Annotated in this window: 13 protein-coding genes and 1 pseudogene; 2 read left to right on the forward strand and 12 right to left on the reverse strand. The window is 55.1% G+C overall.

Annotated elements, in window-relative coordinates:
• From NLI84_RS07365 to earP, 3 genes are all read right to left on the reverse strand, one after another.
• The gene (locus tag NLI84_RS07365; RefSeq protein ID WP_255989291.1) at positions 1 to 315 is read right to left on the reverse strand and encodes an integrase core domain-containing protein; all 315 of its coding nucleotides are present in this window, start codon (positions 313 to 315) and stop codon (positions 1 to 3) included.
• Positions 316 to 700: 385 nt separating this feature from the next.
• Positions 701 to 1,267, reverse strand: coding sequence for an elongation factor P (efp, locus tag NLI84_RS07370; RefSeq protein ID WP_255989292.1), 567 nt, complete (start codon positions 1,265 to 1,267; stop codon positions 701 to 703).
• A gap of 48 nt (positions 1,268 to 1,315) precedes the next feature.
• Positions 1,316 to 2,461, reverse strand: coding sequence for an elongation factor P maturation arginine rhamnosyltransferase EarP (earP, locus tag NLI84_RS07375; RefSeq protein WP_255989293.1), 1,146 nt, complete (start codon positions 2,459 to 2,461; stop codon positions 1,316 to 1,318).
• A gap of 81 nt (positions 2,462 to 2,542) precedes the next feature.
• Between earP and NLI84_RS07380 the strand changes: the two genes are divergently transcribed.
• Together NLI84_RS07380 and NLI84_RS07385 are read left to right on the forward strand one after the other, a co-directional pair.
• On the forward strand, positions 2,543 to 2,839 hold the full coding sequence (locus NLI84_RS07380; RefSeq protein ID WP_255989295.1) for a hypothetical protein: 297 nt from the start codon (positions 2,543 to 2,545) through the stop codon (positions 2,837 to 2,839).
• A 517-nt stretch (positions 2,840 to 3,356) separates the two neighbouring features.
• Positions 3,357 to 3,842, forward strand: a pseudogene (locus NLI84_RS07385) (FxDxF family PEP-CTERM protein); the annotation flags it as partial.
• A gap of 353 nt (positions 3,843 to 4,195) precedes the next feature.
• Here the strand turns inward: NLI84_RS07385 and wecC are convergent.
• The 9 genes from wecC to NLI84_RS07430 are packed head-to-tail and all read right to left on the reverse strand — an operon-like array spanning position 4,196 to position 14,396.
• Positions 4,196 to 5,443 (reverse strand): UDP-N-acetyl-D-mannosamine dehydrogenase, encoded by a 1,248-nt coding sequence (gene wecC / locus NLI84_RS07390; protein ID WP_255989298.1) that lies wholly within the window; start codon positions 5,441 to 5,443, stop codon positions 4,196 to 4,198.
• A 3-nt stretch (positions 5,444 to 5,446) separates the two neighbouring features.
• The gene (gene wecB / locus NLI84_RS07395; RefSeq protein WP_255989299.1) at positions 5,447 to 6,568 is read right to left on the reverse strand and encodes a non-hydrolyzing UDP-N-acetylglucosamine 2-epimerase; all 1,122 of its coding nucleotides are present in this window, start codon (positions 6,566 to 6,568) and stop codon (positions 5,447 to 5,449) included.
• A complete protein-coding gene (locus NLI84_RS07400) occupies positions 6,565 to 7,338 on the reverse strand; it encodes a WecB/TagA/CpsF family glycosyltransferase (protein ID WP_255989301.1) in 774 nt (257 codons plus the stop codon). Before NLI84_RS07400 ends, wecB begins: the two co-directional genes overlap by 4 nt.
• Entirely contained in the window at positions 7,319 to 9,466 is a 2,148-nt protein-coding gene (locus tag NLI84_RS07405; RefSeq protein WP_255989302.1) for a heparinase II/III domain-containing protein, read from the reverse strand. The genes NLI84_RS07400 and NLI84_RS07405 overlap by 20 nt, the downstream gene beginning before the upstream one ends.
• Positions 9,447 to 10,508, reverse strand: coding sequence for a glycosyltransferase family 4 protein (locus NLI84_RS07410; protein WP_255989303.1), 1,062 nt, complete (start codon positions 10,506 to 10,508; stop codon positions 9,447 to 9,449). Before NLI84_RS07410 ends, NLI84_RS07405 begins: the two co-directional genes overlap by 20 nt.
• Positions 10,505 to 11,755: a phenylacetate--CoA ligase family protein gene (locus tag NLI84_RS07415; RefSeq protein WP_255989304.1), complete on the reverse strand. Its 1,251-nt coding sequence runs from the start codon at positions 11,753 to 11,755 to the stop codon at positions 10,505 to 10,507. The genes NLI84_RS07410 and NLI84_RS07415 overlap by 4 nt, the downstream gene beginning before the upstream one ends.
• A complete protein-coding gene (locus NLI84_RS07420; protein ID WP_255989305.1) occupies positions 11,748 to 12,185 on the reverse strand; it encodes a serine O-acetyltransferase in 438 nt (145 codons plus the stop codon). The genes NLI84_RS07415 and NLI84_RS07420 overlap by 8 nt, the downstream gene beginning before the upstream one ends.
• A 4-nt stretch (positions 12,186 to 12,189) precedes the next feature.
• The gene (locus NLI84_RS07425) at positions 12,190 to 13,173 is read right to left on the reverse strand and encodes a glycosyltransferase family 2 protein (RefSeq protein WP_255989397.1); all 984 of its coding nucleotides are present in this window, start codon (positions 13,171 to 13,173) and stop codon (positions 12,190 to 12,192) included.
• Complete coding sequence (locus NLI84_RS07430; protein WP_255989306.1) at positions 13,173 to 14,396, reverse strand: polysaccharide pyruvyl transferase family protein; 1,224 nt, start codon at positions 14,394 to 14,396, stop codon at positions 13,173 to 13,175. The genes NLI84_RS07425 and NLI84_RS07430 overlap by 1 nt, the downstream gene beginning before the upstream one ends.
• Positions 14,397 to 14,399: the final 3 nt, after the last annotated feature.

Here is a 14,399-nt window from a genome sequence, read left to right on the forward strand (position 1 = left end):
TCAGGTTCCACCTGTTGTAGACTTGTTCCTGAACAATTCCGGTCGCTCTTTTTGCCACACTTTCAGCAATTCGACTGGTGACTGCAAGCCCAAGGCCGTTTGCGGAATGCGGTGGTTGTAGGCCTGCAGGTCACCTTGGCGTGCCCTCGCCAGCTCTGCCGCACAGGCAAAGCGCGTTTGCTTCACCAGTTCGCTGATCCGGCCGTTGAAACATTCGACCATCCCGTTCATTTGCGGCGTACGTGGCGGGATCAATCGATTCTGGATGCCCAGTGCGGCGCATTGGCGGCCAAACACATGCTGGCCATTCGGCATCTTGGCTTTGCTGGTGAAGCGGTCGGTAAACTGGCTGTCGTTATCAGTGAACAGTTTTTCGATCTTGATGGGTGAAGCTTTGGATAGCCACCGCAGGAAGTCAACGCTGCGGGCTTCGGATAGGTCGGGATAGATGCGCAGGAATATACCCAGCGCGTCGCCCGGTCGATCGCCACGAACAGGCAGCTTCGTGAGGTTTTGTCGGGCATCTGCGGCAAATACTTGATGTCAATGAGAATGTAGCCCAGCGCGTAGTCCTTTAACCCCTTGGCGGCCCCCTCGTCAGGCCCTTCTGGATTCAGGCTCGCATATACCCCGCCTTGTGTAGGGGGCGGCTAACAAAAAAGCCGCTCGTCGAGCGGCTTTTTTGTTATTACATCGAGAATCAGGAAGCGCGCTTCTTGAATTCGCCGGTGCGGGTATCGATTTCGATCTGGTCGCCGATCTCGATGAAGGCCGCAACCTGGATCTGGGTTTCAGTGCCCTTGAGCTTAGCAGGCTTCATCACCTTGCCCGAGGTGTCGCCACGCACGGCCGGCTCGGTGTATTCCACTTCGCGCACGATGGTGGTCGGCAGTTCAACCGAGATCGCCTTGCCGTCATAGAACGTCACTTCGCAATGATCTTCCATGCCATCGACGATGAAGGCCACGGCATCGCCGACATTTTCGGCTTCGACTTCGTACTGGTTGTACTCGCCATCCATGAACACATACATCGGATCAGCGAAGTAGGAGTAGGTGCACTCGCGCTTCTCGAGCACGACGACTTCGAACTTGTCATCGGCCTTGTAGACCGACTCCGACGGAGCGTCCGTCAGCAGGTTCTTCATCTTCATCTTCACGACCGCAGCATTGCGGCCGGACTTGTTGTATTCGGTTTTCTGGACCACGAGCGGCTGGCCATCGACCAGAATCACGTTGCCCGAACGGAGTTCCTGTGCGGTTTTCATGCGAATTCCTGTTACAGCGGGGTTGCGATGGATAAATTCAAAAACTCGCTATTGTAACTTGCTCCGGGCGAAGCTGACCAGATTGGTCACCAGGTCGCCCTGTTCGTGCAGATGGGCGGCCCAGCGCCGGGCATGGGGCCCCTGCGCGGCCAGCGTGCCGGCAAAACCGGGCCAATCGAGCTGGCCCGCGCCGTTGAACGCCAGCCAGAAGCGACGGAGCGGAGCGGTCAGGTCCTCGGGCAGCCCTGCGCAATAGCGACCGAGAAAGGCATCGAGCTTGACGAGATGAGCGTCCTCCTCCTGGCGATAGATCTGCCAGGCCATGGGCAGCGCCGCCCATTGGGCGCGCACGAAGCTGTCCTCGCCACGTACGAGATTGAGATCGCAACTCCACAGCAGGTGGTCGTATTCGTCCTGTCGCAGGAAGGGCAATGTGAGCACGGTCAGCGGCCCTCGTTTCACGCAGCTCCCGGTCTGGGGCAAAGGCAGTTGCAGCAGATCGCACAACTGCCGCAGCGCCCGGCCCGCCGGAACCAGGCAGCACACCTCAAGGGGGCCGTGCAGCCACGCGTCGACGAGTGTCGCTGGAACCTCGTAGGCAAAAAGCGATATGTACACATCGGCAAGCGGTGCGCCCTGCGCCGAGCGCCATTGCGCCGCCTCAGCCGCAGCCCACGCAGCACGCCGCCCGGCCAGGCCAGGTTCAGCCAGCAATCCGCCGGTCCCTCGCTCGAAGCCAGGAAAGAAGAAATACTTGGCCATGCCCTCTCGCGGAGAAGCGAGTCCATGGCAACCCTGCACCCAATCTTCGGCGGAAAGGTATTCGAGATTGAGCCAGACCGGCACGGGTTGCCGCTGGCGCATGCGGGCAGGCCAGCCTGCGGGCAAATCGCAGGCGAAAGCCTCGATCACCACGTCGCCCGGCTCCGCCGAGCTTGCCGCCTCCCAGTGCGCAACCTCAACCCCGGCCACCTGCTGCCGGATACGCGTCGCATCGATCTGCGGCCAGATGCGCGCCAAGGCATGTAGCTCGTCGATCCACAGCCGTACGCGCTGGCCGCGCGCCGCCAGATCGCGCGCCAGGCGCCAGCACACGCCGGCGTCGCCGTAGTTGTCGACAACGCGACAGAACAGATCCCACGTCCACACGGCATCGTGCTCGCTGTCATTAGTCAGGTAAATTTGTCCATTCATCAGCAAGCTCAAAGAAAGCAATTGATGGTTTTGTGCAAGACGGATATATTGCATTGCAGCATAAGTCACCGGAGGTCAGTCATGCGCCTTGTACATGCCGTCTTCGCCGTAACGCTGCTAATCGCCGGCCACGCTCACGCTGAGCTGCTCGGCTATACCAGTCCCGCGGCCTTGACTGGCACAAATTCCACTTTTTTGCAACGCAGCAATCAAACCGATCCGAGCAGCTCGGGCTGGAGCGTGCGGCTACCGGTGAGCCTGACCCCTGCCACCGGTTTCGAGCAGCAGGTTGCTGATGATGCCAGCGATTCCGCACGGCTGCTGCTGCTGGTCGTGGGCGCCCTTGCCGTAGCGTACGGCCGTTGGCGCAGGCGCTGAAGCATTGCCAGCTGCTTGCAGTGACTTAAGCCGCGTAGCCAGACCAGTACCGTCCGAGATCGCGACGTGACTGTGGTCACGTGATCCAGCACGCCGCATTGCGTGATCGCAGTATGGGTCGACAAGGCCTGCCGCTAGCGACCGCTGTTCCGGGCCTGCCGGCCACATAGACCGCGCAAAAAGACAGGAGACGCCTATTGCCACGACCCCCTTCATTAGAAAAATGTGTGCTGTGATTTCAGCAGGTTGCGGGCCAAAAACTGGTTATTTCATACCAGTGCAACTAGCCCGTGTGGAAATCTGTGCGCCACTTCTCGTTTAGTTGCACTAACTATCCTCCCAATTACCGCCGTCCATCTGTCTTACAGCAATCAATTCACATATTTCCAATACGTAAAATAATATATGTTAGCTGGCCCATCCGGTCATCAGAACGGGAAACCAGCGCTCAATGCAATTCAATCGAAAGGAGTTCACAATGCAACTTAGCAAGATGAAATCGCTTATTGCCGGTCTTTCGCTGCTCGCAGCCGGCGCCCAGGCTCAGGTCATCGACTGGGACATCCATGACGCCACGGAATTCGAAACCGTGCGTCATAACCAGCTGGAAACGGGTCTGATCTTCCAGGACTACTTTACGTTCACCCTGCCCAGCACATCGCACCTGTGGAGCAATACCGTCGCCAGCAATCTGGGCAGCGTGTTGCGTATTTCCGCCGGCAAGCTCGATCTGTACTCAGGCAGCTTCTTCGACGTGACGCCGGATGCCCTGGTGGGCACCCATCTGTACGATGGTACCACTGGCGACGCCACCCACACCTTCTCCAACCTCGCTGCTGGCAATTACTACTACAAGGTAACCGGTCTGCTGACCGGTGTCCTCGGTGGCCAGTACACGATCACCTCGGCCGTGTCTCCGGTTCCGGAACCCGAGACCTATGCCCTGATGGGCCTGGGTCTCGTTGGCCTGATCGCTGCGCGCCGCCGCAAGCACAAGGGCTAATCAGGCTTACGCAATACACACTCCCTTGTAGTAGAAAGCCCCGGGGCAACCCGGGGCTTTTTTTGCGGTGTGCATTTGGGAAATTCAATTCCCCATTCACCACAACGCCAGTCATCGCGGATATTCGGTAGACCCGAAAAACGCAATCGCGCCATTGCGGATGATTTGAAAGCCCTTTCTTTAAAAAACCAATGAGGGCAAGCCGAAAATTCAGCACCGGCTTTATCAGAATCCACTTATCAGCAATGGCTACCGAAACAACGACTCGCCACGCCAATTAAGCAATCGGACTGGAATCGTTCAATTCCAGCCCGACCTATCGAGCTGCTTGGCGCGATCCGGCAGATTGACGCTCAGCGCGACCAGAAGAAGCCGCGGGTATCGATCACCACGCGGGTCTGCAGCTTTTCCTGGCGCACGCGCTTGAACTGCTTGTGATCGACCAGCAGCAATACGATGTCGGCCGCCTCCACCGCGGCATCGGCATTGACGAACTCGACCTTGCCTTCAAGCTTGTTGGGCAGCTTGTCGATATGCGGCTCGGCCACCAGCAGGCGACCGAGGTTGCGCTCGGCCAGATCGGCAACGATGTCCATCGCCGGGCTTTCGCGCAGATCGTCGATATTGGCCTTGAACGCTAGCCCGAGGCACGCGATCACCGGGTTCTTGAAACGATCGGCGGCACGCGCCACCTGGTCGATCACGTGGTGCGGCTTGCCGTCGTTCACTTCGCGCGCGGTGCGGATGATGCGGGCTTCCTTCGGCGCCGAATCGACGATGAACCACGGGTCGACCGCGATGCAGTGGCCGCCCACACCTGGGCCCGGTTGCAGGATGTTGACGCGCGGGTGGCGGTTGGCGAGCTGGATCAGCTCCCACACATTGATGCCCAGCTTGTCACTGATGATGGAGAGCTCGTTGGCGAAGGCGATGTTCACGTCGCGGAACGAGTTCTCGGTGAGCTTGGCCATTTCGGCGGTGCGGCTGTCGGTCAGCAGGCACTCGCCGCGCACGAAGATCTGGTACAAATCGGCCGCCATCTCGGCAGCGCGCGGCGTCATGCCGCCGACGATGCGATCGTTCTCCACCAGCTCGCGCAGCACGTGGCCCGGCAGCACGCGCTCCGGGCAGTACGCCAGCTGGATGTCAGCACTCTCGCCCGCCTGCTGCGGAAAACTGAGGTCAGCGCGGTATTCGGCCAGCCATTCGGCCAGTTGCTCGGTGGCGCCCACCGGCGAGGTCGATTCCAGGATCACCAGGTTGCCCTTTTGCAGCACCGGCGCGATCGAGCGGGCGGCCGCTTCGATATACGACAGATCCGGCTTGTGGCCGTCCTTGAACGGCGTCGGCACGGCGATGATGAAGGCGTCGGCCTCCTTCGGGCTGGTGTGGGCAACGAGATTGCCTTCCTTCACCACGTGGTGCACCAGGCCATCGAGATCCGGCTCGACGATATGGATCTGGCCACGATTGATGGTATCGACGGCATGCTGGTTCACGTCGACGCCGATCACCTTGACACCACGGCTGGCGAGCACAGTCGCGGTCGGCAGGCCGATGTAACCCAGGCCGATCATGGCAACGGTTTGATACTTGTACATGTTCTAGATGCTCCAGTTGGCAAGGATGTCGTTGATGCGGCGCGCGGCCAGGCCGTCGCCGTAAGGGTTATGGGCCTGACTCATCGCGGCGTAGGCCGCTGCGTCGTCGAGCAGGCGCGCCGCTTCTGTCGCGATCAGCGCACGATCGGTGCCGACCAGCTTCACCGTACCGGCAGCAACCGCCTCTGGGCGTTCGGTGGTATCGCGCATCACCAGCACCGGCTTGCCCAGCGACGGCGCTTCTTCCTGGATGCCGCCGCTGTCGGTGAGGATCAGCGCAGCACGCGTCATCAGGTAAACGAAGGGCAGGTAATCGAGCGGATCGATCAGGTGCACGTTGCTGCGCCCCGCCAGGATGCGCCGCACCGGCTCCTGCACATTGGGGTTCAGGTGCACCGGGTAGACGATTTCCACGTCTGGCCGATCGGCGAGTTCGCCCAGCGCCGCGCAGATGTTTTCGAAACCGCCGCCGAAATTCTCGCGGCGATGGCCAGTGACCAGGATCAGCCGCTTGCCTTCGTTCAGAAAGGCAAAGCGCGTCGCCATCTTGTCGGCCAGCAGCGCATCCTGCTTCAGCCGTGCCTCAACCTTGAGCAAGGCATCGATCACCGTGTTGCCAGTGACATGGACGTTGGCAGGGTCGACGTTCTCGCGCAGCAGGTTGTCGCGCGCCGTCTCGGTCGGGGCGAAGTGCAGCGCGCTGATGGAACCGGCGATTCTGCGGTTCATCTCTTCGGGCCACGGCGAGTAGATATTGCCCGTGCGCAGGCCGGCTTCAACATGGCCAACGGCGATGCGCTGGTAGAAGGCGGCAAGGCTCGTCGCCATGGTCGTCGTCGTGTCGCCGTGCACCAGCACGATGTCCGGCCGCCATTGGCCGAACACATCGCGCAGGCCGGCCAGCACGCGGCTAGTCACATCGGTGAGATCCTGGCCGGGCTGCATCAGGTCCAGATCGAAATCGGGTTGGATCGCAAAGAGCTCCAACACCTGATCGAGCATCTGGCGATGCTGGGCGGTGACGCAGACGCGGGTCTCGAAGCGTGCGTCCGACTTGAGGCTTTCCACCACCGGGGCCATCTTGATGGCCTCGGGGCGCGTGCCGAATACCACGAGTACTTTCATGTCGTCTTACCTGTGAAGCGGGCCAGCATCGCGCGGGCCAGCAGTACGAAGAAATACATGTCCTCGACGAAGTAGCGCCGGAACATGCGGCGCGGCTCCTGCAGGAAGCGGTAGAACCATTCAAAACCGGTCTTTTGCATCCAGACCGGCGCGCGCGTGGTCTTGCCGACCATCACGTCGAAAGTGCCACCGACGCCCATGGCGAAGGGCACCTTCATCTGCACCTGGTAACGCCCGAGGAACTGTTCCTTCTTGGGCGAGCTGATGGCGACGAACAAAAGGTCCGTCTTGCTGGCGGTGATTGCATCGACCACGCCCTGCTCTTCATCCGCCTTCCAGTAACCGTTGCGGTAGCCGGCCACCTGTAGCGCCGGGTAGGCGGTGGTGAACTTGTCGACCACGCCCTTGACCACGTCTTCCTTGGCGCCGAGGAAATACACGCGCCAGCCGCGCTCGGCCGAGGCCCGCATCAGGTTCTCGAACAGATCGACGCCGGCGACGCGCTCCTTGAGCGGCGTGCCAAGCAGCTTGGACGCCCACACCACCGGCATGCCGTCGGCGTTGATCAGCGCGCAGTTGTTGATGATCTGTTTCAGTTCCGGATCGGCATGCGCCTTCACCACCTTGTCGGCGTTGATCACGACGTGCTGGTTGGGCAGGCCGCTGGCGATCAGCTCGCCGATGCGATCCAGCGTTTCGGCCATCGACAGGTTGTCGACCTCGCAGCCCAGCACAGTCAGACGCTGGAATTTATTGACTGACACGGACATCACCATTTGCTCCAATTTCGACATTTCTTCCATGAACACTTAACATGATGTCTTCTCTACGCTTGTAGGATAAACCCACTGGCCATTTAGTCTTATTGCAGGACAAATCAATTAAAAATGCCATTACCTGTTCTTTTGTAGGAGTGCGCGATTTCCAAGCCGTATGCCACGGCTGTAGGGCCCCTACCGGCATTCCCTTGTAGTAGCTTGTATTAATACCGGTTTGATAGGCCAGATCATTTCCTTCAAGTTCGTAAACACAAAGCTGATCGTTAGCCCACGCGCGATTGCCCAGTTGTACTAATTTCTTCGTTGGATGTAGATTCCACTCCCATGCCAAAGGTGTGTCTGCGAGGAGCTTATCGACTACCAAGAGTAATGAGGGCTTGAGATAAACCACCGTTCTCGTAGCAGCTTTGACTGGAGCTGCAAAACCTTGCGACAAATCTAGCGTAACAAAGCCATAGTCCTTACCCACTCCACGTTGAACAACTGCATCACTCGCCACCTTGGGCGAAGACTGTCCTTTACCACCGCCATAAGTCGGTAAACTGTGTGAAACAGACTGTTGATAATAATTTTTCCATTGCGCAGAACCGTACCAATCATAACGGCCAGAATTGACCAGCAATGCTTTGTTGCCATTATGAACAACGAACGCACCAAGATCCGCGTGAGCATGACCTTGAAGCTTGCCATAACGGGTCCTAACGTAAACAGCCATGCTGTCCAGTGAATTTGCATCCTCATACCATCCCAACATACCGGACTGCGGAAAATAAGCTGAATTAGCAGGAGTCCAACCTGCACCCTCTACTTTAAACTGCGAATGGGCTAGGTAATCTAGGACCGGCACCTCGTCGTTACCGATTAATTGGCGATACCATTTTGATGCGGGCACATCGACAAAGTCCGCAAGTAGTGCACCATAATGCTTTCCTACCGGGCTTTCATGCCCATCACCAAAGAGTGAAGTGGGGGCATTGGGTCTTATCATGTATGAAAAATAACGAGGCGCTGCCCGAAACCAAACATGATTAAAAGGATTATACTTTGTAGTCTGCTCAATCACACGTAGCGCATAAACACTGTTGACAATAGTCCACTGCTCATAAGCGCCGCCACTCTCATAGCCGCCATCGGCATTCCAGTAAGGGTTCCCCGCATATACCGCCCGCCTTAGGTTTGCAGCCACATACTGTTTCGCCCATGCCGAACGATTGTAAATAATCAAAGCAGCCGCTATTGCATTCACATAGGAATTATATTCTGTCGCGGTTTCGAGTGGCCGACCCTCCCATTTGTCGGCATTAATCGCCGAGTTTCGAGCGACTTTCTCGATACAAGTTGCCCACTCTGCCGCATTGCTTTGGCTATAACCAACGAAATCATACGCGTAAGCGAGTGCCCACAGAAACGTCCGAGCAGAACGCCCATCCGTCAAAGATGTGGAGATTGATGAGCAATTGGAAAGAACAGCATCTATTTGATCTGACAATTCAGACTTGTATTGGCTGTTATTAGTAAAATACCAAAGGTTAGAAGCATACGTTGCTCGATCCGACCATTTTTTTATAGCTTCAATATGCTCCAACATTGCAGGAGCCGATTGTGCCGTAGCTGTAGACACGCCTGCCGTGCTTGCTGAAACCCGTTCATATGCTCGAGAAAGCTCCCAAATCTTTTTCTTTCTTGCAGCACTGTCTGTACCATCTCTTGCTAAGATACTCATAGCAAAGCCGTCCATGATATAGGGGCGCTGAAGACCGGTATGGAGCACATCCTTTTGCGAGAAGGCCTCAACTTTTGGACTATCTGCTTTAATCTGGAAACACCGCTGTATGGCTGCCCCACCGTTTTTGGGTCGAGCCGAGGCACAATACTGGCCAGGTTTTAATGGCGCATTGGGAATCCAATAGGAGGAGTTCAATTCAAGTTCACTCACGACGCTACCATTTTCGACCAACCGGAAAAGAACAGGGCTATCACTGACCCATTGAAAAATGGGGGGGTTCTGCACTTCCTCCCCGCTCGTCAGCGAGAAAGAAAACGGAGGGGCAGAACTTGCTGTAGCACTGATAAAGCACGTGGCCAACAGCAACCACTTTTTACGCCACGTGGTTTTCATAAATGGCCTCAAGCTGTGCTTCCATATGATCAAAAGAAAATTCCGATTGGGCACGCATATAGCCCGCCTCAGCCAATCGAAAAGCTTGTTCGGCGTGATCCATTGCCCAAGTTAACGCACTCGCCAGCTCATCTGTAGCTCGCGCAGGGACGAGCAGGCCCGCTTCGCCATCGGACAAAACCCAGCGGATGCTGCCTACGTCAGAAGCAATTACCAGTTTGGCCCGTGCCATCGCCTCAAGGATAACAAATGGCAACGCCTCTTTATGCGAAGGTAAAACCAGCATATCGCAGCGAGCAAGTGCGCTTTCCTTTTCTTGCCCTGCAAGCCAACCCAGCAAATGAACAGAGGATTCGATACCAAGCCGACTTATAAGCTCACGAGCCCAATCCTCATCACCCACTCCGCCCAACTCCAAGACGAAATCGGGGTGTGATTTCAGGACACATTGTGCGGCGATCAATAGCTCCTCCAAACCCTTGGGTTTGGAAATACGGCCTAGATACAGGCAGCGCTTGAACGAAGAGCTAGCTGTCGGACTCGGGGGAATCACGACTGCATTTGGGACTGAAATGCATCGTGCACGAGGAGCGATCGAACCTACCCACTCAACCCAATCAGGACTCAGCGCCAATACAGCATCTGCTTTTTCAAAGGCCCGCACCAGCTCTCTACCAGTAAGACGGCGTTGATGCCTGGTGTAGAACTCTTTGAAAGTACCACCATGTAAATGAAGTACATATGGAACGGAAAAGGCCTGAAGAAGACGGATCATGCCCCATTTACGCCACCAACTTATGCCCGTGGCCACGTGAAAATGAACGACCAGCGTTTTTTCACAAATAACTAAATAAAGCACGTACGCGTATGCTTTTGCTGCTTGGATCAATTTTTTTAGCTTTCCCGCGTCAACGTGGCTAGCGAAATAATCCACTTCAAGGCGTTCGAATAGACCGGCCATTTGAGCACTTTTCGCCCAAGTCGCCATACCTCCTTGCGCATCAGGAGAAGGGCCTATCATCAGCACGCGCCGCGCCTTCATTCTACTGCTTCCATTTTTATGACGTATCGTCTTTTTCCATTCGCTTGAACGACAAAAGGCGCTTCGACAATGCTGTAGTGCTCAAACGACATGTCACGTTTTAGTCTATCAAGTAAACGGGTCGCCTCAAATGGCTGGCCTTGATTGTCAAACAATATTTTTATTCGACACTCATCAAAGTGGACCTGGAAGCCTTTAACTCCGCTTCCAATGAACAAATTGGAGAAATAAGCCCCGGGAAATTTTTTTCCCGCAAGATCGATTACAAGATCATTTGCCCGGCCTGAGAACTCAGTGATGCGTGGCCACGCTCTCCCGCATTTACAGGGCTCATGACTCAAGGTAGCAAGATCCCCAGTGTCGTATCGGATGAAGAAACTGGCGACATTGGCAAAATCGGTTCCACGCAGATGCCCATCCGCATCTATCTCAGCAAAACAACGATCCCAAACAATGTGCAACCCTTCGCCAGCCTCACATTCAAAGGCAGAAATTCCCGCATCATTGCAGCCGTACTGATTAAAAACTCGAACGCCAAAAGCATTTTGTATATCACGCTTCGCAATCATTGAAAGATTTTCAGACGTGGACATTACGGCAATCAATGAATGATCGTTGACCGCCTTGGGGTTTTGCAGAACATACTGTGCCATGGTGTGCAACGCAGTCGAATAACCGTAAAGCACCTTGATCTTCTTGCGCACCAGCTTTTCGCAATGGTCTTTGATGGCGTCATCATTCATACCCATTGCAGACAGCGGATAAACGTTCATCAACCGATAAAACAGTTTATGCTTCCACGTATTGGAAAAAAGCGCCGCCCCAGCAAGAAATGCCACGGGCTGACCTAAGCGGTATCCGGCTGCGCTCCACGCAAGATAGATGCAAGCCCAAAGATACGATTGGGCCAATTCTGAAGATTCAAACTGGAAGGGTGCACCGGTCGAGCCGCTTGTTTTCTTCAGAAAGCGCCGCCCACGGTAGTTTTTGTTGATAAATCCTTGCGGATCAGATCGCACGGTATCCTTGTCCATCTTCGGCCAAGATACAAGGTCGGTGGAATCCATCCCCTGAAACACAGCAGCATTTGCAGCAGCCAACTTCAGCAAAGCGATTTTCCTGAAGTTGTTCTCGGAAGCAACTTCAGCTTGGGACTTGAACTGGGAAACCGACAGTTCACGATATAGACGAAAGGACCGTGTTCCCCTCAATAAGTCTATCAATCTAAATCGCAGATAATTAATCATGCGGGATGGCCTTCGAAGCACCTGGCATCAGGATGCGAGCGGGCACGCCAACAGCTAGAGCCCCCGCAGGCACATCGGATAATACGACTGCATTTGCACCGATTTTAGCGCCCTTACCGATTGTAACTGGTCCGAGAATTTTCGCACCAGCTCCAATCAACACATCGTCTGAAATGACTGGCACCTCTTTAAACTCAGACCGCCCGCCAATTGTAACGTTTGGCGCAATAACCACGCGATTTCCGATCTTGGCTCGTCGATGAACGACAATACCCAATCCTTGGTAACCAAAGATCACACCTTTCCCCACTTCGACCGAGGGGGGAAGCACCACTGAAAACAAAACCCTATTCACATGACGAATTAAAGCCGGCAAAAACGGAATATGCCAACGATAAAGCCAATGAGAAACTCTAAATAAAAAAAGCATCGTATCAGCCCTGTTGAATCACCTTGCTCGGAATCGCCAGCCTGGGGTCGTCCACATGCTTGAACAGGCCGACCAGCAAACCCAAAGTTCGATAGTGCCAGTGCATGAAGGAAAAGGCGGCGTCACCCAAATCTCTTTTCTTAAACAGAAGCATCAAGAAAAGACCGAACCATATCGCACCGGTGTACAGCAATACTCTCGCATCGATAAGAGCAAAGAGCGATAACAAAAACAACCCGATTACAAGCAGCGGCTCACGGTTAATCCGAATCGCATCGCGAAGATAACCGCCTCGCATCGCACCCTTTAGCAACATCGCCGAAGCGTGGGCATATCCGTTACGCCAATGGCGCATCAACAACCCACCTGTCGATTCATCGTGGCCAGTATGAGATACACCAGGCCGCGCCAAGCGCCACAGGCGCCAGCCAGTCTTGCGCAAGCGCATACCCAATTCTGCTTCCTCATACGCCGGCAAGAACCGATGGGAAAAATAACCGACACCGTCGACCGCAGCTTTTCGGTACAACCCCCCTCCGTTTAGCCATGGCACCTCACCAGGGCGCGCAGAAGGCCTTGTTTTCACACGATGTCTGTCAAACATGTTGTTCACTCGCGAGTCCGAGAGAACTCCTCCCACACCTGCTAGGCCTTGGTCCTGTTCCAGCGTTTGAACTGCTTCACGTAAAAACCCGGGCTGCATCACCATATCCCCGTCCAGCATGTAGATCAGCTGTCCCTGAGCATGCTGATAAGCCAACTGGGCAGCAGCTCCAGCGCTGCGATCCTGCTTCCGCTCAAATTGAACGATCTTGATTGGATATCGCCTCGCTATCTCGACCGTACTATCGGTGGATAGGCTATCTGCAAGAATTATTTCACAATTCAGGCCAGAGGATTCACGCATCACGGAATCCAAGCACTCACCAATGCAATCTTCTTCATTAAGCGCTTTGATCAGTATCGAGATATAAGGAGAAGCAACCATCACAACAATCTCATGAAATGCTGAATGCCTTCGCGTGCCTTCTCGCGCATTTTGGGCACTTGCTGATCGAGCGCCGCTCGAATCTGGGACTCTTCGGACTCAAGCAATGCCAATGCGCCCTTCAAGCTTGATTCACCAACGTCAGGGGTTTCCAAAACATAGCGGCAATGGCCAAAAAGGTCATTGTTGATCCCCTTTGCCTTGATACTATAAGCGATCGAGATTGTGGGTACAGAGCTGGAAAATGCAGCAATGGTCGCGTGAGTCCTCGCGCCGATAAAAAAACGACACAGCGAGATAACGTATTTTAGTTGGGATGCATTAAGACCAGATGGCGGCATGCTGACAGAATCTGGGGGGGAAAACTCAGCCAAGATCTCCCGCATATAGATTTCGTCGTTATTGAAAACCCTGCCGTCAAGCGGAACCACATGCGGAACAAGCAGTACGTGATAACCCTGTCCCATTGCGTGCTGAACGAACCGAACGACTTCGTTCCTGAGTACAACCGGGTCCTCGCCGCGCGCACGGTACTTTTGGATAAGGGGGCTGACATTCAACCCGACGACTGGCTTGTCGGTTTTTGGCCAAAAGGAAGATACATCAAACGGCTCCGGCTTAAGCGCGAATGCTGAATCCGCCACTTGAATCAGATTGCTATGCAATCCCTTACCACGAAGATAATCATAGCTATTTGTTTCACGCACAGAAACAAGAGACAAACGCTGAAGATGTTCGACCACTTGCTGCACCACGCGTGGTTCTTTATCAAAAGGACCGACCGAAGCGGCCCAAAGCGCACACGGCTTTTCGGATCTCAAGGCGAACTCGGCCACATTCACGAAGTGGAATAGTGATACCAAGCCATAGTCCAAGGAGTAGTTATCCCCGCCGATCGACACTAACGCATCCGCGGATGCAATATCTCTTGCATAGGGATGGCCGAGGTTAGGCTGGGGCCAACGCCAGGACTTCAAAAAGTCAAAGCGATTGGCCAGCCGCCCACGCCATTTTAAATTTTTATGGACTGGAATCGCATTAACAAACCGAATACCGTCGCGGCTCGCCGAACGCCATTGATTCTTATCACGCTCAATATCGTGCGACGGTACGAGAATCTCTGCATCAGGGCGTGCCTCTCGGAGTAGCATGGCATTGGAGCGCACCAAAGCCTCACACCCACGATTACCAAAATTATCCTGGCCAGTCAAATATATTTTCACGAT

Source organism: Chitinolyticbacter albus (assembly GCF_024437655.1).
GTDB lineage: Bacteria > Pseudomonadota > Gammaproteobacteria > Burkholderiales > Chitinibacteraceae > Chitinolyticbacter > Chitinolyticbacter albus.

Bases quoted from the DNA above. Each gene is read 5' to 3' on its own strand.
- NLI84_RS07365 (WP_255989291.1), bottom strand. From the start codon at position 315: ATGCCGAATGGCCAGCATGTGTTTGGCCGCCAATGCGCCGCACTGGGC.
- efp (WP_255989292.1), bottom strand. From the start codon at position 1,267: ATGAAAACCGCACAGGAACTCCGTTCGGGCAACGTGATTCTGGTCGAT.
- earP (WP_255989293.1), bottom strand. From the start codon at position 2,461: ATGAATGGACAAATTTACCTGACTAATGACAGCGAGCACGATGCCGTG.
- NLI84_RS07380 (WP_255989295.1), top strand. From the start codon at position 2,543: ATGCGCCTTGTACATGCCGTCTTCGCCGTAACGCTGCTAATCGCCGGC.
- wecC (WP_255989298.1), bottom strand. From the start codon at position 5,443: ATGTACAAGTATCAAACCGTTGCCATGATCGGCCTGGGTTACATCGGC.
- wecB (WP_255989299.1), bottom strand. From the start codon at position 6,568: ATGAAAGTACTCGTGGTATTCGGCACGCGCCCCGAGGCCATCAAGATG.
- NLI84_RS07400 (WP_255989301.1), bottom strand. From the start codon at position 7,338: ATGTCCGTGTCAGTCAATAAATTCCAGCGTCTGACTGTGCTGGGCTGC.
- NLI84_RS07405 (WP_255989302.1), bottom strand. From the start codon at position 9,466: ATGAAAACCACGTGGCGTAAAAAGTGGTTGCTGTTGGCCACGTGCTTT.
- NLI84_RS07410 (WP_255989303.1), bottom strand. From the start codon at position 10,508: ATGAAGGCGCGGCGCGTGCTGATGATAGGCCCTTCTCCTGATGCGCAA.
- NLI84_RS07415 (WP_255989304.1), bottom strand. From the start codon at position 11,755: ATGATTAATTATCTGCGATTTAGATTGATAGACTTATTGAGGGGAACA.
- NLI84_RS07420 (WP_255989305.1), bottom strand. From the start codon at position 12,185: ATGCTTTTTTTATTTAGAGTTTCTCATTGGCTTTATCGTTGGCATATT.
- NLI84_RS07425 (WP_255989397.1), bottom strand. From the start codon at position 13,173: ATGGTTGCTTCTCCTTATATCTCGATACTGATCAAAGCGCTTAATGAA.